The organism is Mycobacterium paraffinicum, assembly GCF_025822865.1.
Lineage (GTDB): Bacteria > Actinomycetota > Actinomycetes > Mycobacteriales > Mycobacteriaceae > Mycobacterium > Mycobacterium paraffinicum.
In genome coordinates, this window is the sequence record NZ_JACKUR010000027.1 from 192318 (window position 1) to 210560 (window position 18243).

Below are 18243 nucleotides of genomic sequence, written 5' to 3' on the forward strand. Positions count from 1 at the left end.
CTGCGCGGTCGGCTCCGGGGCGAGCCGTCCGGTCGTGAGAAGAGTTGCGTGATGTCCACTTTCGTGGTTCCTGGAGCAGAGCTTGCGGTTGAACTGAGCGACGAAGGTGGTCATCCGGTAGTTCAACTGCACGGACTTACCTCCAGCCGCGCGCGTGACCGGGTACTCAATCTCGACCTCGGCAGGGGACTCAGCGGGACCCGACTGCTGCGGTACGACGCACGCGGCCATGGCAAGTCGACTGGGCGCAAGGTCCCGGAGGATTACCGATGGGAAAGCCTTGCCGAGGATCTTCTGCAGCTGCTCGACAAATGGTTTCCCGGCGAACGGGTGCACGGGGTCGGCCCGTCCATGGGTGCGGGCACGCTGCTGCACGCGGCTGCCCGCGAGCCGGACCGCTTCTCCGGCCTCACGCTCATGGTGCCGGCCACCGCGTGGGAAACCCGGCCCGCGCAGGCGGCGATCTACCGGGTGGCGGCCGAATTTATCGAAACCGAGGGAGTCGGGGCATTCATCGCGTCGGCGCGTGGGGCGACTCCGCCGCCAGCCACGGTCGGCGCGCCCGAAACAGTTCCCGATGTGGCCGACGCGCTGCTGCCGTCACTCTTTCGAGGCGCGGCTCTCAGCGACCTGCCCGCTCGCGAAGCGGTCGCACGAATCGATGTGCCGACGACGATTCTGGCCTGGGTCGGCGACCCGGCGCATCCGATGTCGACAGCGGAATCGCTTGCCGCACTGATGCCGCGGTCAACGCTCACCGTGGCGCACATCCCGGCCGATGTCGAGACCTGGCCCCAGATCCTGAGCCAAGACGTCGCCCGCAGAGGCTGACTTGGTGGAGTCCGTCCACCGTACGCCGACCCGAATCAATCGAGAGATCCCAGATGAATCCCGCTGCGATTGAGCGCACTGCGCAGTCACCACGTTGACCCGACGCGGCGGCGACGCCTTCCGGTGATCAGATTGGAACCCGGTTGTCGCACAACGGATTTCAATGCGGGCGAGCCGAGGCATCCGACAACGATCCGGCACGCACACCCGCACTATGCCTCAAAACTGCGAATATGCGGCTCAATTCCGCAGTTATTGTTTCTGCCGGGGGCACAAACATTCTCCCAGGTAGGTCGGCCTTACGACCATCGTCCGGGGCAGGTTAGATCTTCAGCATGGGCGAGCGTGTCACGTTCCAAGGCTCCACGGGCGCGAATCTGGCCGGGGTCATCGAGGTGCCGGAAGGACCGGTGCGCGGCTGGGGCGTGTTCGCGCACGGCTTCACGCTCGGTAAGGACTCGCCGGCCGCGGCGAGAATCTGCAAGCAACTGGCGTCCGACGGTATCGGCATGCTGCGCTTCGATGCGCTGGGTCTCGGTGGATCCGAGGGCGACTGGGGGGACGGGTCTTTCACGGTCAAGGTCGACGACATCGCCACGGCATGCGAATTCATGACGAACCGCGGAACCCCGGCCGACATCCTGGTCGGGCACTCGTGGGGCGGCGCGGCGGTGCTCGCTGCGGCACGACAGTGCCAGGGCGTGCGGTCGATTGTCACCGTTGCCGCACCCGTTGACCCGAGCCACGTCGAGAAGCATTACGACGCAGTCGTCGACCGTTGCTTGGCGGAGGGCAGCGCCGAGTGGATGGTCGGTGGCCGCACGCTGACCCTCAAGCGAGCATTCGTCGAGGATGTCCGCGCGGCCCACTTGCGCGACAAGATCAAAGGCTTGCGCCTGCCGCTGCTGATCCTGCACTCGCCCACCGACAACACAGTCGGCATCGCGAACGCGAGCGAGATCTTCCGCTTGGCCCGTCACCCCCGCAGCTTCGTTTCGCTCGAGGGTTCGGATCACTTTCTGACCGCTCGGGGTCAAGCTCATCGCGCGGGGCGAATCATCGGCGCCTGGGCCGACGCCTACCTGGGTGATGGAGTGTGAACCCAGATCACCTGTAGGACAGCATAACTGGGCTTAGTTTCAACTTCGCGCCAGGACGAACGCCTCGATGTGGCGCTTGCCGGCGCGCACCTCGTACTTCCGCCAGCCGGGGTAAAGCTCGAGGCCCTTCGCCCAAATTTCGTCGCGCTCGCCCGGCGCGGCGAGCCGTGCGTTCGCATGCCAGGTGTCGCGGCCGATCGCCACTGTCGCCTCTGGGTGCGCCTTGAGGTTGTGGTACCAGGCGGGATGCCTGGCGCCGCCGAAATTGGACGCGATGAGGGCCAAACCATCCGGATGCGGGATTCCGTACACGGCGACGGTGCGGGGCTCGCCGGATTTAGCGCCGGTGGTGGTGAGCATCACCACGGGGATGCCGGTCGCGAGCCCGGCGAAGCTGCTTCGGCCGCCCGTGAGCTTGGTGATGACTCGGTCGAGATGGTGCGCCGTGGGGCGAAGGAGCGCCACACCCACCGGCGTGGACGCGAAGCGGCGCATGATCCGGTGGAACGCATTGGCATCGCCGAAGGATTGGCCGGGCATGGTGACATTGTGACCGACCTTGGGCCGCTTAGGGCCCATTCGTCCGAGCTGAATAACTGGACGAAAACGGGTCACAGACGTCGCTTACGGCACTAAGCTGCTGGTCGTGGGCAAGAACGTGTTAGCCAACGGCAGGAGCCGCTGGCTGGCGATCGTGGCCTCGTTCGCGCTTGCGGCCGCCATGGTCTACGCCCAAGACACAAAGCCGCGCTGCTGCGCGCCGAACGCGGTGGCGGCGGCCCCCACCACCGCGGCGGCCGCGCCGATCAACGCCGCCGCCCCGCCCAACACCCCGCACACCGCCAGCCCGGCGGAAGTGGAAATGTTGACCGCCAGCGCGCCAGCCGCCGCGCAGCAATTCCAGGTCGCGCTGCCCCACGGAATCGCGTCGGAGGACCGGCTGCAGGTCAAGACGATCTGGGCGGAACGCGCCATCAGCGTGCTGTTTCCGCAGATCAAAACCATCTATGGGTACCGGGAAGACCCCCTGCCGTGGCACCCGAACGGGCTGGCGATCGACGTGATGATCCCGAACCACGCCAGCCCCGAGGGCATCGAGCTCGGCAACCAGATCGCCGGGTACGCCCTGGCGAATGCGAAGCGATGGGGAATCAACCACGTCATCTGGCGGCAGAAGATCTACCCAGGCGTCGGCGGGGGCAGCTGGACCGCCGACCTCGGCTCGGAAACCCTCAACCACTATGACCACGTGCACATAGCCACCAACGGCGGCGGCTACCCGACCGGGCACGAGGTCTACTACATCGCCTCGATGACACCCGCGCCGCAGCAATGATCGAGTGACAAAGACATTCACTCCGGTCCGGCAGGAAACGCCGCCACGGGCATCTCGACGGTTCCCCGGCACGGGCCGCCGTTGATGTCGGTGTGCCAGGTGCCGCGCAGCGAACCGTCCGCCTGCGGCGTGTAGAACGCCCACGACCGCGCGGGCGCCCACACCTTCGGGACGCCTTCGCCCATGTAGCAATCCCATTGGAAGTCGAAGCGCTCAACCCAGCGCGTGCCGTCCCAGGCGTAATGAGACGGCTGGGGCAGCGTCGGGTTCTTGGGCGTCGGGCCGTTGGTGGCGGTGGCCACGCACTTGCCTGACGGGCAGGCGGTGACGAAGACGTAGTCGGCGCTGAACGTCGGCTCGGGCTGACTGGCCGCTGCGCTGGTGCCCGACTTGCTCGCGGCGTACCTCACCAGCGAATATTTCCCGTTCCATGCCGGTGTCGCCGCGTGCGCCGGAACGACGGTCATCGCGAGCACCGCCGCCGCGATGGCGCCGAGCGGCGCAGCGCCGAACCGCCATGCCGGGACCATCAGGTCCATGGTGGGGGTTCGACCGCGCAACCCATACTCCGCCAAGAATTCTTTGAGAAGCCGTTAAGGCCCCGTGCTGATTCTGTGATCAACGCACTCCGCGTCCGCCAGAAGAATCCACCTCAGCACAAGGAGACCCCGATGTTCCCTCGCCGTTTCACCGCCTCCGTCGTCGGCACCGCCGCCCTGGGCCTGGCCGCGCTCGGCCTCGCCGGCACGGCGGGCGCGAGCTCGGTCGATGACGCGTTCCTCGCCCAGTTGGCATCGGATGGCATCACCCCGCCGAGCGCTTCGGTCGCCATCAAGGACGCACACGCCGTCTGCAATGCGCTCGACCAGGGCCACTCGAGCAAGGAGGTCATCAGCGCCGTGGCCAAGGCGACCGGCTTGAGCACCAAGGGCTCCAAGACGTTCGCCGTCGACGCGGCTTCGGCCTACTGCCCGCAGTACGTCACGTCGGCCTGACACCGACCACCACAGTGCGGGGGCCCCGGCGGGCCCCCGCATTGTTCATGGTCGCCGCAGCAGAAACAGGCTGTAGGCGGCGACGGACTGCGCGTCGGCGATCACTCCCGACCGGATCATCTGCTCGACCTCCTCGCGGGCGAACCAGGCACTGCGCAGGTCTTGTTCCTCGTGCTCGAGATTCGGCTCCCCTTCGGCGATTCCGGTGGCCAGGAAAACCCAGCCGCGCTGGCTGGTCATGCCCGGAGCGACGTCGAGCTGGCCGAGCACCTCGAATGACGTCGCGCTCAATCCCGTTTCCTCGCGCAGCTCACGCTCGGCCAACTCGGACGGGTCGGTGTCCGCCAACCCGGGAGCGGTGCCCTGTGGGAATTCCCACCGCCGCTCCCCGAGCGGATACCTGAACTGTTCGACCAGCCGGAAGCGGTGCCCGTCGAACGGCATCACCAGCGCATAGTCAGGTTTGTCCACCACGCCGTAGATGCCGGGGCTGCCATCCGGCCGACGGATGTCGTCTTCGCGGAGCACCATCCATTGGCTCCGATAGATCTCGCGGGACGCGACGCATTCGATGAAGGGCACCAACCCAGTATCACTGGGATGCCGTGAAGCGGTCGTACGTGCGGCGCAGGGCGCCGCGGTCGACGGAGTGCAGCGCCCGGGTGAGGACTTCGAACACGTCGACGTGCCCGACGGTGGGATCCGCCGTATCGCCACGCGTGTATTGCCACGGCAGGGACCGGCCGCGCCGCAGCACTTCGCCGAGGTACCACACGGCGCCATCGACGAACGGCTCATTCCGCTCTTCGTTCAGGAGCTGTTCGGGTGTCGAGGCCTTCTGAATGACGAGCTCCTCCAACGCGTCAAGGGATTCCGGCGAGAAGTCCCACACGGCATCGCCGCCGTAATGACCTGCCCAGACCGGGAATTGGGCCCCGCGCTCGGCAAGCCAGCATCGCAGGTATTCCTCATCCGAAAACCGCTGCGTGGCTTGCCTTTTGGCGCTGAGGCGGCGCTTGCCGGCTTCTTCGACCCGGCCGCGCAACTCGGCCACCCAGCGGTGGTCCTCGGCGCGGTCCCGCCACTTCGCCAGTTCCTCCCCGGCCGCGACGGTGAGCGGATTGTCTTCGCCGAAGACCCGTGCTTCGTCGGCGAGCAGGGCCTGCCAGGTAGCCACCTTGTCCCCGTAGTCCACGGGTTCTGGCTCCCACAGCGCGATGGTGTGCCGCGCGATCAGCGTGTGGCGGTGGTCGTCGCCCAGCTTTTCGCGCATCACCTCGACCAGCGACTCGAGCTCAGCCACGGCGCCGGCGCCGTCCACCGATTCGCCGTGCCATTGTGCCAGCGACAACCGCATGCCCAACGTGTCCTCGTGGTCGTCGCCGAGCACCCGGCGCCGGGCGGCAAGGACGCGCTCGCCCTCGGCGATGGCACCCGGATAGTCACCAAGCTCCTTGCGCTTGTGCGCCACGCGGTCCATGGACGTCAGCACGGTGGGGTGCTCTTCGCCCAGCACGCGTTCTTCGTCGGCCAGCAGCTGCGACCATTCGGCCAGCGCGGCGCGCGCTTCCTGCTGGGGCCGGTCCGCGAACATGTGGCGCGCCGTCAACGTGGTGATGTGATCCCAACCGAGCACCTCCTCGAACTCGGGTACCAGCTGCTCGAGGACGGCATAGGCCCCGGCCTGGTCTCCCATTTGGAGCTGCAGGTGTACCAGCGCAAGCTTCATGTCCAGGACGTTGGGGTGGCGCTCCCCCAGGATCGGGCGGCAGACCGCGACCAGCTCGTTCATGAGTGGCAACGCCCCGGCGAAATCGGCCGCGGCGATGCGCTCCGAGATGAGCCGGGTCAAGGCAGCGAGCGGCCCGGGCAGTTCCGGCGGCGTCATACCGCTATCGAATCTCTCCTGCGGCCCCGTGGCAATTCACTCTGCGGCCGGTGTGGCGCTGGCATGAATCGGCACGGTGCCCGATAGTCATAGGGACAAATTCCAACGTCAGCAGAGGTGGGGGTCATGCCGGACGACCCGAAGCGTGCCTAACCATGCGCGGGCACATCATCGTCAGTGGTGACGACGCGCTGGCGAACACGATCGTCGAGGAGCTCAACAACGCCGGTGTGCACATCGTCAAGCTCCAAACCGCCGGCGAGCTCGACACCGCCGAGGTGACCCGCGCTCGCGCCGTGATTTGTGTTGGCGACGACGACGCGACCAACCTCGAAATCGCATTGCTGGCAAGGAAAGCCAACCCTCGGGTGCGCGTGGTGGCACGGCTGGGCAACGATGTGCTGCGGACGGCGATGGCCGCCGACAAGCGTCCCGGCGCGATCCTGGACGTCGCCGACCTCGCCGCGCCCTCGGTCGTCGAGGCGTGTCTGGCGCACACCGTGCACCCCTTCGAGGCGGCGGGCATCGAATTCGTCGTCTCCGGCGCCGAAGCGCCGTATAGCGCGACACTGCGCGAAATCTATGGTGACCTGGCGCCCGTGGCGGTGATTCACGGCGAGAACTGCGCCACCCCGGGCGAGGTGGTGTCCTGTCCAGGCCGCGATCTGTCGGTGCATGCCGGTGACTGGACCGCGATGATCGGGACCGCCGAGGAATTGGCCGACCGCGGCATCGCGGTCCCGCGGCCGACCGTGACGCGCTATCGCCTGCCCCGGCTGCGGCGGATGCTCGACAGTGCGCGCGCGCTGCGCGACGACGTCAACCCGATGTTCGCCCGAGCGTTGCTGGCCGCGGCGGGCCTGCTGATCGGGTCGACGGTGATCCTGCGGTTCAGCTACCAGCCGGGTCCGAGGATGACCTGGCTCGACGCGCTGTATTTCAGCACCGAGACGATCGCGACGGTCGGTTACGGCGATTTCAGCTTCCTCCACCAGCCGACCTGGCTGCGGCTGTTCAGCATCATGTTGATGTTCGCCGGCGTCACAACCACCGCGCTCCTCGTCGCTTTCGTTGCCGACCTGCTGATATCGCGGCGCTTCGCCCACTCCGTCGGCCGGCGCCGGGCGCGCCATCTGCGCAATCACGTCATCGTGGTCGGGCTCGGTTCGTTCGGCAGCCGCGTCGTCGCCGACCTCAGGTCAGCGGGATACGACGTCGCCGTGATCGAGCGGGACGAAAACAACCGCTTCCTGTCGGCGGCGGCCGACCTCGACGTGCCGGTGATCTTCGGGGACGCGACGCTGCGCCAGACGCTCGAGGCCGCCCGCGTCGAGCACGCCCGCGCGGTGGCGGTGCTGACCCAGGACGACATGGTGAACATCGAGACCGGGATCGTGCTGCGCGAGATGCTGGGGCCCCGGGTGAAGCCCGAAGTCGTGCGTCCGGACGTTCCCCTGGTGCTGCGCGTCTACGACCGCGAGCTGGGTGCCGCGGTGGCGCAGCGGTTCGGATTCGAAAACGTGCGGTCCACCGTCGAACTGGCCGCACCATGGTTCATCGGCGCCGCGATGGGCCTGCAAGTGCTGGGCACATTTTCCGTCGGGCAGCGCTCGTTCATGATCGGCGGAATGCACGTGGCGCCGGGCAGCGAGCTCGACGGGCTGAAGATGTTCGAACTGTCCACCCAGACCCGGGTCATCGCGATCACCCGCCAGGACGCGCCCGTCGAGCTGCACCCGCGGCGGGACGCCTGGCTTCGTGGCGGCGACACCGTCTACCTCGTGGGCCCGTATCGCGAGTTGTTGGCGACGCTGCGCAAGGGGCAGCCGCCCCAGCAGCCGGCCGCAGGCGACGAGCGCGCGTCGGCCTAGTGGCTAGTAATCGGTCAAAGCCGGCCGGCCACGTCCGCCGCGCGGCTCAGCTGGTCGACGTCCGCGCTCGTCGGGATGAGTTGTACCTCGTCGGTGCCGATGTCCTCGAACTTGCGGAGCACCGCCAGCAGCTCGTCCTCGGAGCCGGCCCATCCGGTCGTCGGCGCCATGGCGTCGACGTACTCCGCCGGTATCCAGTTCATGTAGCGCCGTAGGTGGCGATGCACCTGGGCCCGGGCCTGCTCCTGCGACCCGAACGCGAACCAGAACGACGTCACCAGGTGGGGCTTGCCCTTGCCCGCCTGCGCCCACGCTTCGCGCGCGACGTCGAAAAGCTCGTTCTGCTTGGCGACGTCCAGATCCAGCGTGGTTCCGGCCAGTCCGGCGGCCCAGGACGCGGCGCTGCGGATGGTCTTGGGGCCGATGCTCCCGACGAACAGAGGCGGACCGCCGGGCTGCACCGGCGCCGGCCCCACCGGCAGGACCGACTCGGTGAGCTTTTCCCCGGCCCACACCCGCTTCATCACCGCGACGCGCTCGGCCATCTCGCGCATGGTCTGTGTCGCCGGATCGGCGCCGACGGCGTGGTAGTCCTCGTGCCTGCCGCCCACGCCGATGCCCACGCTCAACCGCCCGCCGCACAGCATGTCGCCGGTCGCCAGGCCCTTGGCCAGCATGACGGGGTCGTGCAGCTGCGGCACGATCACGGTGGTCAGCAGCCGCACCCGGTTCGTCCAGGCCGCCAGCGCGCCCAGCAGAGTCAGATTGTCCGGGTTGTCGAACGCGATGCGCTCGCCCCAGCACAGCGACGAGAACGGGCCGGCGTCAATCGCGCGCGCCCAGTTCTCCAAAACTCCCGCGTCCAAGTCCGGCTCCATCACCGGCAGCGTCATCGCAATCCGCACGACGGCGATTCTGGCATGGGCCGGTGGTGCAAGTGGCAGCATGGAGCAGATGGGTTTCACCAGCAGTTCCATCGCGCACGTCCGGCTCACCGTCACCGATATCGAACGATCGCGACAGTTTTACGAGAGCGTGTTCGGTTGGCCGGTCCTGCTCGAGGTGCCCGACAACGCCGACGAAGCCACCCGCAAGCAGTTGAGCTTCCTGTTCGGTGGCGTCATCTATGACCTCGGCGGCACGCTGCTGGGACTGCGGCCGGTAGCCACCGACCGCTTCCACGAGGACCGCGCCGGGCTCGACCACATCGCGTTCCGGGTCGGCAGCAAGGATGAATTAGACTCCGCCGCAGCGCATCTCGATGAACTCAGCGTCGCGCACGAGCCCGTGAAAGACATCGGACCGTCGTACATCCTGCAGTTCCGCGACCCCGATAACATCGCCCTGGAGCTCACGGCACCCAAGTAGGAGGAGGCCATGTCCATCAGTTTCAACCACACGATCGTCGCGGCCCGGGACAAGCGCGAGTCCGCGGAGTTCCTCACCGAACTGTTCGGGCTGCCCAGCCCAAAGCCGTTCGGCCACTTCATGGTTGTCGAACTCGAGCACGGCGCCAGTCTGGACTACGCGGATGCTTCCGAGGGCGGGGAGATCCCGCGACAGCACTATGCCTTCCTGGTGTCCGAAGAGGAATTCGACACGATCTACGGCAAGATCTCCTCGCGCGGCCTTCAGCACTGGGCCGACCCGGGCGCCAAACGGCCCGGCGAGATCAACCACCGGGTCGGCGGGCGCGGCGTGTACTTCCGCGATCCCTCCGGACATGCCATGGAGATTCTCACCCGCCCGTACGGGTCGGGAGGCTGACGCTCCCGCGGGCGGCGGCGCCTACTCGCCGGCGTGCGGTGTGCCGTGCCGCACGCTCTCCTGTGCCCGATAGTCGTGAGCGAATTGCGCGACATGCTCGGGCAGGGCATTGGCGGCGACGTCGGCCAGGGTTGTCTCCTCGAGCACCGACCGCATGCTGGCACGCAACGCCCGCCAGACGTCGGTGAGCGCCGCGGTCGGACCGGAGTAGGGCAGGTCCCCCAGCCCGATGTCGCGCACGCTAGCCAGCGGCCCGTCGATACAGCGCAATACGTCGGCGATGCTGATCTCGTCTCCTGGACGGGCCAGTTCATAGCCGCCTTCGCGGCCCCGATGGCTCTTCACCAGCCGATCGGTGCGCAGGTTGGTCAGGATGTCGACGAGGAATTGCGGCGGTATGCCCTGCGCTTGGGCCAAGTCGTCGGTTTTCACCAATGCCCCGCTGGGGACCGTGGCGAGCTGGACCATGGCCCGCACCGCGTACTCCGCCTTCGCCGACATGCGCACTCTCAGGATTGTGCCACTCGGCGCGCGGATTCCGGTGCAGCCGGGCTGTGGCGGTGCGCTAAGCCCGCGATTCGAGCAGATCGACGATGCTGCGCGCCTGCTCCTCGACGGTACGGTCCGGCGTAAGCCGCAGGTCGGGGTTGGCCGGTGGCTGATACGGGCTGTCGATGCCGGTGAAGTGCGCGATCTCGCCCGCGCGGGCCTTGGCGTACAGCCCCTTCGGGTCACGCTGCTCGCATTCTTCGATCGGGGTATCGCAGAACACCTCGACGAAGTCGAACCCCGCGGCGGCGTGCACATTACGAGCCATCTCGCGTTGCTCGGTCAGCGGGCTGATCGCCGGCACCAGCACGACGTTGCCGCAGTCGGCGAGCAACGCGGCCACGTGGGCCAGCCGGCGCAGATTCTCGGCGCGGTCGGCCATGCTGAAGCCCAGGTCGGCGTTCAAACCGTGGCGCAGGTTGTCGCCATCGAGAACGTAAGCGGGCGTGCCCTTTTCGAGAAGCATCTGCTCGACCAGCATCGCTACCGACGATTTGCCGGAACCGGACAGGCCGGTGAACCACACCGTCTTGCCCCGCGGCCGGGCTTCGGCGACGGCCGACGACTTGTGCCGCACGGTGTTGGGGCTCGCCGTTTGCACCGAGACGTCGCGCAGCACCATGCCCGCGGCCACGGTGCCGTTGGTGTGCGGGTCGATGAGGATGAACGAACCGGTGCTGGCGTTGCGGGTGTATTCGTCGAGCAGCAGCGGCACCTGGGTACGTAGCGAGATTCGACCAAGCTCGTTGAGCTGCAACGCAGTTGCGGACTTGTCGCGATGCAGGGTATTCACGTCAAGGCGGTAGTCAAGCCCGGTCACTCTCGCGCGGGTGGTACGGGTGGTGTGCTTGATTACGTAGTCGCGGCCGGGCTCCAGTGCCGCGTCGTCAGCCATCCAGCACACGGTCGCATCGAATTCCTGCGTGACCCGGGGATGATTGTTGTTGCGGGCGATGAGATCACCGCGCGAGATGTCGATCTCGTCGGCCAGGCTCACCGACACGGCCATCGGCGGAAACGCTTCCTCCACTGGACCGTTCGGCCCTTCGATCGCGGTGATGCGGGTGGTCTTGCCGACCGGCAAAACGACGACTTCGTCTCCCGCACGCATGACCCCGCTGGCCACGGTGCCGGCGTAGCTGCGGTGGTCTTGATGCTCGCGGGTGTGCGGCCGGATGACGTACTGGACCGGGAATCGCACGTCGACCAGGTTGCGGTCACCGGCGATGTAGACCTCCTCCAGGTGCGACAGCAGTGCCGGACCCTCATACCAGGGCGTCTGGTCGGATTTGGTCACCACGTTGTCGCCGTGCAGCGCGGAAAGCGGGATGGTGGCCACGTCGTGTACATCCAGGCGCGCGGCGAAGGCGTGGAATTCGTCCCGGATGGCCTCGAATTTGTCTCTGTCCCAACCGATCAGGTCCATCTTGTTGACGGCGAGAACGATGTGCTGGATGCCGAGCAGCGAGGCCAGGAAGGCGTGCCGGCGGGACTGCTCGAGCAGGCCGTGCCGGGCATCGACGAGCACGATCACCAGTTGAGCGGTCGACGCGCCGGTCACCATGTTGCGGGTGTACTGGATGTGGCCCGGGGTGTCGGCGATGATGAATTTCCGCTTGGGAGTTGCGAAATAGCGGTAGGCGACGTCGATCGTGATGCCCTGCTCGCGTTCGGCGCGCAATCCGTCGGTCACCAGCGCCAGGTCGGTGTAGTCGTGGCCACGATCCTTGGACGTCTGTTCCACCGCCGCCCACTGGTCCTCCATGACGGCCTTGGAGTCGTAGAGCAGGCGGCCGATCAGCGTGGACTTGCCGTCGTCGACGGAACCCGCTGTGGCGAGGCGAAGCAGCGTGGTGGGCGTGGCCATCAGAAGTACCCCTGCCGTTTGCGGTCTTCCATCCCGGCCTCCGAGATTCGGTCGTCGGCCCTGGTCGCGCCCCGTTCGGTCAACCGGGACACCGCGGTCTCGGCGATGACCTCCTCCACCGTCGTGGCCTCCGATTCCACGCAGCCGGTGCAGGTGACGTCCCCGACGGTGCGGAAACGCACCGTCGCTTCGAACACCGGCTCGTCGTCGCGCGGCTGCATGTGCCGGTCGACCGCCAACAGCATGCCGTCGCGGCGGAACACCTTGCGCCGGTGGGCGTAATAGATCGAGGGCAGCCCGATGTTCTCCGCGCCGATGTAGGACCAGATGTCGAACTCGGTCCAGTTCGACAGCGGGAAGGCCCGGATGTGTTCGCCCTTGTGGTGCCGGCCGTTGTAGAGGTTCCACAGCTCGGGCCGCTGCGCCTTCGGGTCCCATTGGCCGAACTCGTCGCGGAAGCTGAACACTCGCTCTTTGGCGCGTGCCTTCTCCTCGTCGCGGCGCGCTCCGCCGAACGCCGCGTCGAACTTGTTCTCCCGGATCGCGCGGAGCAGCGTCACGGTCTGGATCGGGTTGCGTCCCTGCTTCGGCTCGACGACGCGCCCGGCGTCGATGTCCTCCTGGACCGAGGCGACCACCAGGCGCACCCCGTGCTCGGCGACCAGTTCGTCACGGGTGGCGATCACCTCGTCGAAGTTGTGGCCGGTGTCGACGTGCATCACGGGAAACGGCAACCGCCCGGGCCGGAACGCCCGCAGCGCCAGGTGCAGCATGACGATGGAGTCCTTGCCCCCCGAGAACAACAGCACGGGCCGCTCGAACTCGGCGGCCACCTCCCGGATGATGTGGATCGCTTCGGCCTCCAGCGAGCGCAGATGGCTCAACTCGTACTGGCCGGCGGCGGGGGCCGCCTTCAGATCGCTGGTCATAGCTTCCTCGGGTAAACCTGGTTGAGTCGGTCATATTTGGCAGCTTTGCCCTCCATGGCACCAGTTCACGCCGTCGGTTGTCAAGTGGGGCCGCCTCACGGCGCGGAGGACGGCCACGCGACGTATCGGGTCAAGACCGGCGGCAACCCTTTTCCGGCCGATGCCTGATGCGACAGCATGAACGGATGACCTCCGACCCTCCACCCGCCGGCCCACCACCGAGCGGCCGCGACGTCATCGCGCAATTCCTCCCCCAATCGGCGTTCGTCGCCAAGCTGGGCATCGTCGCCGACCAACTCGAAGAGCACGAGGTCAGGCTGCGTCTGCCATGGGACCCGTCCAACGTCACCCTCGGCGACATGGTCCATGGAGGCGCTATCGCCACACTCGCCGATGTGACCGTCATGGCGGCGGCGTGGTGCGGGGCCGAGGCGCCACCGGAACTGCGGGGCGTAACCGTGTCGATGACGTTGGACTTCATGGCCCCCGCCCGGGCCACCGACGTGATCGGCGTCGGCCGGGTGCTGCGGCGCGGCCGGTCGCTGGTCAACTGCGAGGCCGAGATCGTCGACGCGCAGGGCCAGCTTTTAGCGAAGGCCCTCGCCACCTACAAGGTCGGCTAGAGCGTCGCCGAACGTGCACTCAGGGCGAAGATATGGCCAATTTGTCGCCCTAACATCACGCTCGGCGAAGGGGTCGGCTAGAGCGCAAGGTCGGCTAGAGCGTCACTTCCTCGAGATTGCCCGTGGCGACGTCGAAGACGAACCCGCGAAGCGAGACATGTTTGGTCACGAACGGGCTGTTTTCGATGCGGCGCAGCGACTGCCGGACGTCCTCGCCCACGTCGGGGAAGGCCTCGGCGGCCCACGGCGGCTTGACGCCGGTCTCCTCCTGAATGGCGCGCTTGAAGTCGTCGTCGGTGAAGGTGAGCATCCCGCAGTCGGTGTGGTGGATCAGGATGATCTCGCGGGTCCCCAGCAACCGCTGGCTGATCGCGAGCGAGCGGATGACGTCGTCGGTGGCGACTCCGCCGGCGTTGCGGATGACGTGCGCCTCGCCCTCGTTGAGGCCGAGGAGGCGGTAGACGTCGAGCCGGGCGTCCATACACGCGACCACCGCGACGTGTTTGCTCGGCGGCATCGGCAGCGGGCCCTGGAAGCCGCTCGCGTATTGGGCGTTGTTGGCCAGGTAGTCATCGGTAACCGTCACGCGCGCCTCCTCGGGATATCGCGGCCTGAAATTAGCAACGAACCACCCGTAATTCACTCATGAGAATCAGCCGGATCACAAGGACGGGCCCGGCTCGTTAACCTGTCCCAATGCGAGGCGGGCGGTGCGGTCGGGGATGATCCGCTTCTTGGCGCGCCGATTGCTCAACTACGTCGTGCTGCTGGCGCTGGCGTCCTTTCTGACGTTCTGCCTGACGTCGGTGGCGTTCCGGCCACTGGACAGCTTGTTGCAGCGCAGTCCGCGTCCCCCACAGTCGGTGATCGACGCGAAAGCTCATGCGCTCAACTTGGACAAGCCAATACCGATCCGCTACGCGCAGTGGGCGTCGCACGCCGTTCGCGGCGACTTCGGAAAGACCATCACCGGACAGCCCGTCGGCGCGACACTCTGGCGCCGCGTCGGGGTCACCCTGCGGCTCCTGGTCGTCGGGTCGCTGGCCGGCACGGTCCTGGGCATCGTGGCCGGCGCCTGGGGAGCCATCCGCCAGTACCGACTCAGTGACCGCCTCGTCACCATGGTGGCGCTGCTGGTCCTGAGCACCCCGACGTTCGTCATCGCCAGCCTGTTGATCCTGGGTGCGCTGCGGGTGAACTGGGCTTTGGGTGTGCACCTCTTCGATTACACCGGGGAAACCTCGCCGGGGGTGAGCGGCGGGCTCGGGCACCATTTGGTGGACCGGTTGCGGCACTTGATCCTGCCCACGCTCACCCTGACGCTGGCCGCCGCGGCCGGATACAGCCGTTATCAGCGCAACGCGATGCTCGACGTTCTGGGCCAGGATTTCATTCGCACCGCGCGCGCCAAAGGGCTCACCCGACGCCGCGCCTTGGTCAAGCACGGGTTGCGCACGGCGCTCATACCGTTGGCCACCCTGTTCGCCTACGGGGTGGCCGGGCTGGTCACCGGTGCGGTGTTCGTGGAAAAGATCTTCGGCTGGCACGGCATGGGTGAATGGCTGGTACAGGGCATCGCCACGCAGGACACCTACATCATCGCGGCGATCACGCTGTTCTCGGGCACGGTGGTGCTGCTGGCTGGCCTACTCTCCGACGTCTTCTACGCCGCTCTTGATCCGAGGGTGCGGGTGTCATGACGACCGAACCCAAAGTGGAAGGCGCTCAGGGCCTCTCGGCGCCCAAGGCATCGGAGTTCACCTCGCGCCGGACACTCGTGCTACGCAGGTTCCTGCGCAACCGATTGGCGGTCGTGTCGCTCACGCTGCTGGTGCTGCTGTTCGTCGGCTGCTACACGCTGCCTGCGGTGCTGCCGTATTCCTATGACGACCTCGACTTCGACGCGCTGCTGCAACCCCCGAACAGCCGGCACTGGTTGGGCACCAACGCGCTGGGGCAGGACTTGCTGGCGCAGATCCTGCGGGGCATGCAGAAGTCGATGCTGATCGGCGTCTGTGTGGCGGTCATCTCGACCGGCATCGCCGCCACGGTCGGTTCGATCGCCGGCTATTTCGGCGGCTGGCGCGACCGGGCGCTGATGTGGCTGGTCGACCTGCTGCTGGTGGTGCCCAGCTTCATCCTCATCGCCATCGTCACACCGCGAACCAAGAGCTCGGCCAACATCCTGATGCTCGTCTTGCTGCTGGCCGGATTCGGCTGGATGATCAGCTCGCGCATGGTGCGCGGCATGACCATGAGTCTGCGTGAACGCGAATTCATCAGGGCCGCACGGTACATGGGTGTTTCCAGCCGTCGTATCATCCTCGGCCACGTGGTACCGAATGTGGCCTCGATCTTGATCATCGACGCCGCCCTCAACGTCGCCTCGGCCATCCTGGCCGAAACCGGGCTCAGCTTTCTCGGTTTCGGCATTCAGCCGCCCGACGTGTCGCTGGGCACGTTGATCGCCAATGGCACCCAGTCCGCGACCACCTTCCCGTGGGTGTTCCTGTTCCCGGCGGGCGTGCTGGTGTTGATCCTGGTGTGCGCCAACGTGACCGGCGACGGCCTGCGCGACGCCCTGGACCCGGGCAGCGGCATGCTGCGAGGTGGCGCCCGGTGAGCGCGCTGCTGGAGGTGACCGACCTGGCCGTCACCTTTCCGACCGACGGCGAACCGGTTACCGCGGTGCGCGGCATCAGTTACAGCATCGCCCCGGGCGAGGTTGTGGCCATGGTCGGCGAATCGGGCTCGGGCAAATCGGTTTCGGCGATGGCGGTGGTGGGCCTGCTGCCGGAGTACGCGCGGGTGCGCGGCTCGGTGCGGTTGCACGACACCGAGTTGCTGGGCCTCGGGGACGATGCGATGTCACGGTTCCGCGGCAAGACGGTCGGGATGGTGTTCCAGGACCCGATGTCGGCGCTGACACCCGTCTACACCGTCGGCGACCAGATCGCCGAGGCGATCGAAATTCACCAGCCGCACGTGGGCAAGAACGCCGCCCGCCGGCGCGCGGTGGAACTGCTCGAGCTAGTGGGCATCGCGCAGCCGGAACGGCGCACCCGGGCGTTTCCGCACGAGCTGTCCGGGGGCGAACGGCAGCGGGTGGTCATCGCGATCGCGATCGCCAACGACCCGGATCTGCTGATCTGCGACGAACCCACCACCGCCCTGGACGTCACCGTGCAGGCGCAGATCCTCGAGGTGCTCAAGACGGCGCGCGACGTCACCGGCGCGGGGGTGCTGATCATCACCCACGACCTGGGCGTGGTCGCCGAGTTCGCCGACCGGGCACTGGTGATGTACGCCGGCCGGGTCGTCGAATCCGCCGGGGTGCACGACCTTTACCGCGATCGCCAAATGCCCTACACCGTCGGGCTGTTGGGCTCCGTTCCGCGGCTGGACGCCGCCCAGGGCACTCGGCTGGTCCCCATCCCGGGCGCGCCCCCGTCGTTGGTGGGGCTGGAGCCCGGCTGCCCCTTCGCGCCGCGCTGCCCTCTGGCCATCGACGAATGCCGAGCGGACGAACCGGAGTTGCTCCCGGTCGGGGTGGATCACCGCGCGGCGTGCATCCGCACCGACCGGGTGGACGGGCGCAGCGCCGCGGACATCTATGGGGTCAACACGGAGGCCCCCCGAACCGAATCCGGCGACTCGTCGGTCGTCGTACGCGTGCGCGATCTGGTCAAGACGTACCGGCTGACGAGGGGCGTGGTGTTACGCCGCACCGTCGGGGAGGTCCGCGCGGTCGACGGCGTAAGTTTCGAGCTGCGCCGGGGCCGCACGCTAGGCATCGTCGGCGAGTCCGGCTCGGGCAAGTCCACCACCCTGCACGAAATCCTGGAACTCGTTGCGCCGCAATCGGGCTCGATCGAAGTGCTCGGTACCGATGTCGCGACCCTGAGCGCCTCTCACCGGCGATCGTTGCGACGCGACATTCAGGTGGTGTTCCAGGACCCGGTGGCCGCGCTGGACCCCCGCCTGCCGGTGTTCGACCTGATCGCCGAACCGTTGCTGGCCAACGGCTTCGACAAAGATCACACCAACGCGCGCGTCGCAGAGCTGCTCGACATCGTGGGGTTGCGCCGGGCCGACGCAGCCCGCTATCCGGCCGAGTTCTCCGGTGGGCAGAAGCAGCGCATCGGCATCGCCCGGGCGCTGGCATTGCAACCGAAGATCCTGGCGCTCGACGAGCCGGTGTCCGCCCTCGACGTCTCCATTCAGGCCGGCATCATCAACCTGCTGCTCGACCTGCAGGAGCGGTTCGGCCTGTCGTATCTGTTCGTTTCCCATGACCTTTCGGTGGTCAAACACCTCGCTCACCAGGTGGTGGTGATGTATGCCGGCGCGATCGTGGAGCAGGGGGACAGCCGGCAGGTGTTCGGCAATCCGCAGCACGATTACACCCGGCGGCTCTTGGGCGCCGTACCACAACCGGATCCGGGCAAACGTGTCTAGGCGGGTCGCGACGGCGCTTGTCGTTGTGG

General features: G+C 67.2%; 20 protein-coding genes. 11 read left to right on the top strand and 9 right to left on the bottom strand.

Annotation, left to right across the window (positions count from 1 at the left end; all coding sequences use genetic code 11):
* Positions 1 to 51: 51 nt before the first annotated feature.
* Positions 52 to 831 (top strand): alpha/beta fold hydrolase, encoded by a 780-nt coding sequence (locus tag H7J89_RS18615; RefSeq protein ID WP_264045389.1) that lies wholly within the window; start codon positions 52 to 54, stop codon positions 829 to 831.
* Between the two features lie 335 nt (positions 832 to 1166).
* A complete protein-coding gene (locus H7J89_RS18620; RefSeq protein ID WP_264045392.1) occupies positions 1167 to 1931 on the top strand; it encodes an alpha/beta hydrolase family protein in 765 nt (254 codons plus the stop codon).
* Positions 1932 to 1970: 39 nt separating this feature from the next.
* On the opposite strand, the gene H7J89_RS18625 is transcribed toward H7J89_RS18620, so the two are convergent.
* On the bottom strand, positions 1971 to 2471 hold the full coding sequence (locus tag H7J89_RS18625) for a nitroreductase family deazaflavin-dependent oxidoreductase (protein ID WP_264045394.1): 501 nt from the start codon (positions 2469 to 2471) through the stop codon (positions 1971 to 1973).
* Positions 2472 to 2577: 106 nt separating this feature from the next.
* Here H7J89_RS18625 and H7J89_RS18630 point away from each other — a divergent pair, with 106 nt between their 5' ends.
* A complete protein-coding gene (locus tag H7J89_RS18630) occupies positions 2578 to 3267 on the top strand; it encodes a VldE C-terminal domain-containing protein (protein ID WP_264045396.1) in 690 nt (229 codons plus the stop codon).
* A gap of 17 nt (positions 3268 to 3284) precedes the next feature.
* Here H7J89_RS18630 and H7J89_RS18635 read toward each other — a convergent pair whose 3' ends face one another.
* Positions 3285 to 3797: an Rv2253 family sensor-like surface protein gene (locus tag H7J89_RS18635; protein ID WP_486348265.1), complete on the bottom strand. Its 513-nt coding sequence runs from the start codon at positions 3795 to 3797 to the stop codon at positions 3285 to 3287.
* Positions 3798 to 3938: 141 nt separating this feature from the next.
* On the opposite strand from H7J89_RS18635, the gene H7J89_RS18640 reads away from it, so the two are divergent.
* Positions 3939 to 4262, top strand: coding sequence for a DUF732 domain-containing protein (locus tag H7J89_RS18640; RefSeq protein ID WP_264045398.1), 324 nt, complete (start codon positions 3939 to 3941; stop codon positions 4260 to 4262).
* Between the two features lie 45 nt (positions 4263 to 4307).
* Here the strand turns inward: H7J89_RS18640 and H7J89_RS18645 are convergent, their stop codons facing one another.
* Together H7J89_RS18645 and H7J89_RS18650 are read right to left on the bottom strand one after the other, a co-directional pair.
* Positions 4308 to 4844, bottom strand: coding sequence for an NUDIX domain-containing protein (locus H7J89_RS18645; protein ID WP_504928408.1), 537 nt, complete (start codon positions 4842 to 4844; stop codon positions 4308 to 4310).
* A 10-nt stretch (positions 4845 to 4854) separates the two neighbouring features.
* Entirely contained in the window at positions 4855 to 6150 is a 1296-nt protein-coding gene (locus H7J89_RS18650; RefSeq protein ID WP_264045400.1) for a tetratricopeptide repeat protein, read from the bottom strand.
* A gap of 155 nt (positions 6151 to 6305) precedes the next feature.
* Between H7J89_RS18650 and H7J89_RS18655 the strand changes: the two genes are divergently transcribed.
* A complete protein-coding gene (locus H7J89_RS18655; protein ID WP_264045402.1) occupies positions 6306 to 8021 on the top strand; it encodes an NAD-binding protein in 1716 nt (571 codons plus the stop codon).
* A 14-nt stretch (positions 8022 to 8035) separates the two neighbouring features.
* Here the strand turns inward: H7J89_RS18655 and H7J89_RS18660 are convergent, their stop codons facing one another.
* Positions 8036 to 8914, bottom strand: a complete 879-nt coding sequence (locus H7J89_RS18660; RefSeq protein ID WP_264046080.1) for an LLM class flavin-dependent oxidoreductase — start codon at positions 8912 to 8914, stop codon at positions 8036 to 8038.
* A gap of 61 nt (positions 8915 to 8975) precedes the next feature.
* Here H7J89_RS18660 and H7J89_RS18665 point away from each other — a divergent pair, with 61 nt between their 5' ends.
* Both H7J89_RS18665 and H7J89_RS18670 read left to right on the top strand, forming a co-directional pair.
* Complete coding sequence (locus H7J89_RS18665) at positions 8976 to 9389, top strand: VOC family protein (protein WP_264045404.1); 414 nt, start codon at positions 8976 to 8978, stop codon at positions 9387 to 9389.
* A gap of 9 nt (positions 9390 to 9398) precedes the next feature.
* Positions 9399 to 9788, top strand: a complete 390-nt coding sequence (locus H7J89_RS18670; protein ID WP_264045406.1) for a VOC family protein — start codon at positions 9399 to 9401, stop codon at positions 9786 to 9788.
* Positions 9789 to 9809: 21 nt separating this feature from the next.
* Here the strand turns inward: H7J89_RS18670 and H7J89_RS18675 are convergent, their stop codons facing one another.
* The 3 genes from H7J89_RS18675 to cysD are packed head-to-tail and all read right to left on the bottom strand — an operon-like array spanning position 9810 to position 13133.
* On the bottom strand, positions 9810 to 10295 hold the full coding sequence (locus H7J89_RS18675) for an Rrf2 family transcriptional regulator (protein ID WP_067202291.1): 486 nt from the start codon (positions 10293 to 10295) through the stop codon (positions 9810 to 9812).
* A 58-nt stretch (positions 10296 to 10353) separates the two neighbouring features.
* Entirely contained in the window at positions 10354 to 12204 is a 1851-nt protein-coding gene (gene cysC / locus H7J89_RS18680) for an adenylyl-sulfate kinase (protein ID WP_264045409.1), read from the bottom strand.
* Complete coding sequence (cysD, locus tag H7J89_RS18685) at positions 12204 to 13133, bottom strand: sulfate adenylyltransferase subunit CysD (RefSeq protein WP_264045412.1); 930 nt, start codon at positions 13131 to 13133, stop codon at positions 12204 to 12206. The genes cysC and cysD overlap by 1 nt, the downstream gene beginning before the upstream one ends.
* Positions 13134 to 13318: 185 nt before the next feature.
* On the opposite strand from cysD, the gene H7J89_RS18690 reads away from it, so the two are divergent.
* Complete coding sequence (locus H7J89_RS18690; protein ID WP_264045415.1) at positions 13319 to 13756, top strand: PaaI family thioesterase; 438 nt, start codon at positions 13319 to 13321, stop codon at positions 13754 to 13756.
* A gap of 94 nt (positions 13757 to 13850) precedes the next feature.
* Here the strand turns inward: H7J89_RS18690 and H7J89_RS18695 are convergent, their stop codons facing one another.
* Complete coding sequence (locus tag H7J89_RS18695) at positions 13851 to 14342, bottom strand: beta-class carbonic anhydrase (RefSeq protein WP_264045416.1); 492 nt, start codon at positions 14340 to 14342, stop codon at positions 13851 to 13853.
* A gap of 136 nt (positions 14343 to 14478) precedes the next feature.
* On the opposite strand from H7J89_RS18695, the gene H7J89_RS18700 reads away from it, so the two are divergent.
* The 3 genes from H7J89_RS18700 to H7J89_RS18710 are packed head-to-tail and all read left to right on the top strand — an operon-like array spanning position 14479 to position 18214.
* Entirely contained in the window at positions 14479 to 15456 is a 978-nt protein-coding gene (locus tag H7J89_RS18700; protein WP_066952998.1) for an ABC transporter permease, read from the top strand.
* Positions 15453 to 16379: an ABC transporter permease gene (locus H7J89_RS18705; protein WP_264045418.1), complete on the top strand. Its 927-nt coding sequence runs from the start codon at positions 15453 to 15455 to the stop codon at positions 16377 to 16379. Before H7J89_RS18700 ends, H7J89_RS18705 begins: the two co-directional genes overlap by 4 nt.
* Positions 16376 to 18214, top strand: coding sequence for a dipeptide ABC transporter ATP-binding protein (locus H7J89_RS18710; protein ID WP_264045420.1), 1839 nt, complete (start codon positions 16376 to 16378; stop codon positions 18212 to 18214). The genes H7J89_RS18705 and H7J89_RS18710 overlap by 4 nt, the downstream gene beginning before the upstream one ends.
* Positions 18215 to 18243 lie beyond the last annotated feature (29 nt).

What these genes read in the sequence shown, in the direction of transcription:
- H7J89_RS18615 (WP_264045389.1), top strand. Translation starts at nt 52, where the DNA reads ATGTCCACTTTCGTGGTTCCTGGAGCAGAGCTTGCGGTTGAACTGAGC.
- H7J89_RS18620 (WP_264045392.1), top strand. Translation starts at nt 1,167, where the DNA reads ATGGGCGAGCGTGTCACGTTCCAAGGCTCCACGGGCGCGAATCTGGCC.
- H7J89_RS18625 (WP_264045394.1), bottom strand. Translation starts at nt 2,471, where the DNA reads ATGCCCGGCCAATCCTTCGGCGATGCCAATGCGTTCCACCGGATCATG.
- H7J89_RS18635 (WP_486348265.1), bottom strand. Translation starts at nt 3,797, where the DNA reads ATGGTCCCGGCATGGCGGTTCGGCGCTGCGCCGCTCGGCGCCATCGCG.
- H7J89_RS18640 (WP_264045398.1), top strand. Translation starts at nt 3,939, where the DNA reads ATGTTCCCTCGCCGTTTCACCGCCTCCGTCGTCGGCACCGCCGCCCTG.
- H7J89_RS18650 (WP_264045400.1), bottom strand. Translation starts at nt 6,150, where the DNA reads ATGACGCCGCCGGAACTGCCCGGGCCGCTCGCTGCCTTGACCCGGCTC.
- H7J89_RS18655 (WP_264045402.1), top strand. Translation starts at nt 6,306, where the DNA reads ATGCGCGGGCACATCATCGTCAGTGGTGACGACGCGCTGGCGAACACG.
- H7J89_RS18660 (WP_264046080.1), bottom strand. Translation starts at nt 8,914, where the DNA reads ATGACGCTGCCGGTGATGGAGCCGGACTTGGACGCGGGAGTTTTGGAG.
- H7J89_RS18665 (WP_264045404.1), top strand. Translation starts at nt 8,976, where the DNA reads ATGGGTTTCACCAGCAGTTCCATCGCGCACGTCCGGCTCACCGTCACC.
- H7J89_RS18670 (WP_264045406.1), top strand. Translation starts at nt 9,399, where the DNA reads ATGTCCATCAGTTTCAACCACACGATCGTCGCGGCCCGGGACAAGCGC.
- cysC (WP_264045409.1), bottom strand. Translation starts at nt 12,204, where the DNA reads ATGGCCACGCCCACCACGCTGCTTCGCCTCGCCACAGCGGGTTCCGTC.
- cysD (WP_264045412.1), bottom strand. Translation starts at nt 13,133, where the DNA reads ATGACCAGCGATCTGAAGGCGGCCCCCGCCGCCGGCCAGTACGAGTTG.
- H7J89_RS18690 (WP_264045415.1), top strand. Translation starts at nt 13,319, where the DNA reads ATGACCTCCGACCCTCCACCCGCCGGCCCACCACCGAGCGGCCGCGAC.
- H7J89_RS18700 (WP_066952998.1), top strand. Translation starts at nt 14,479, where the DNA reads ATGATCCGCTTCTTGGCGCGCCGATTGCTCAACTACGTCGTGCTGCTG.
- H7J89_RS18705 (WP_264045418.1), top strand. Translation starts at nt 15,453, where the DNA reads ATGACGACCGAACCCAAAGTGGAAGGCGCTCAGGGCCTCTCGGCGCCC.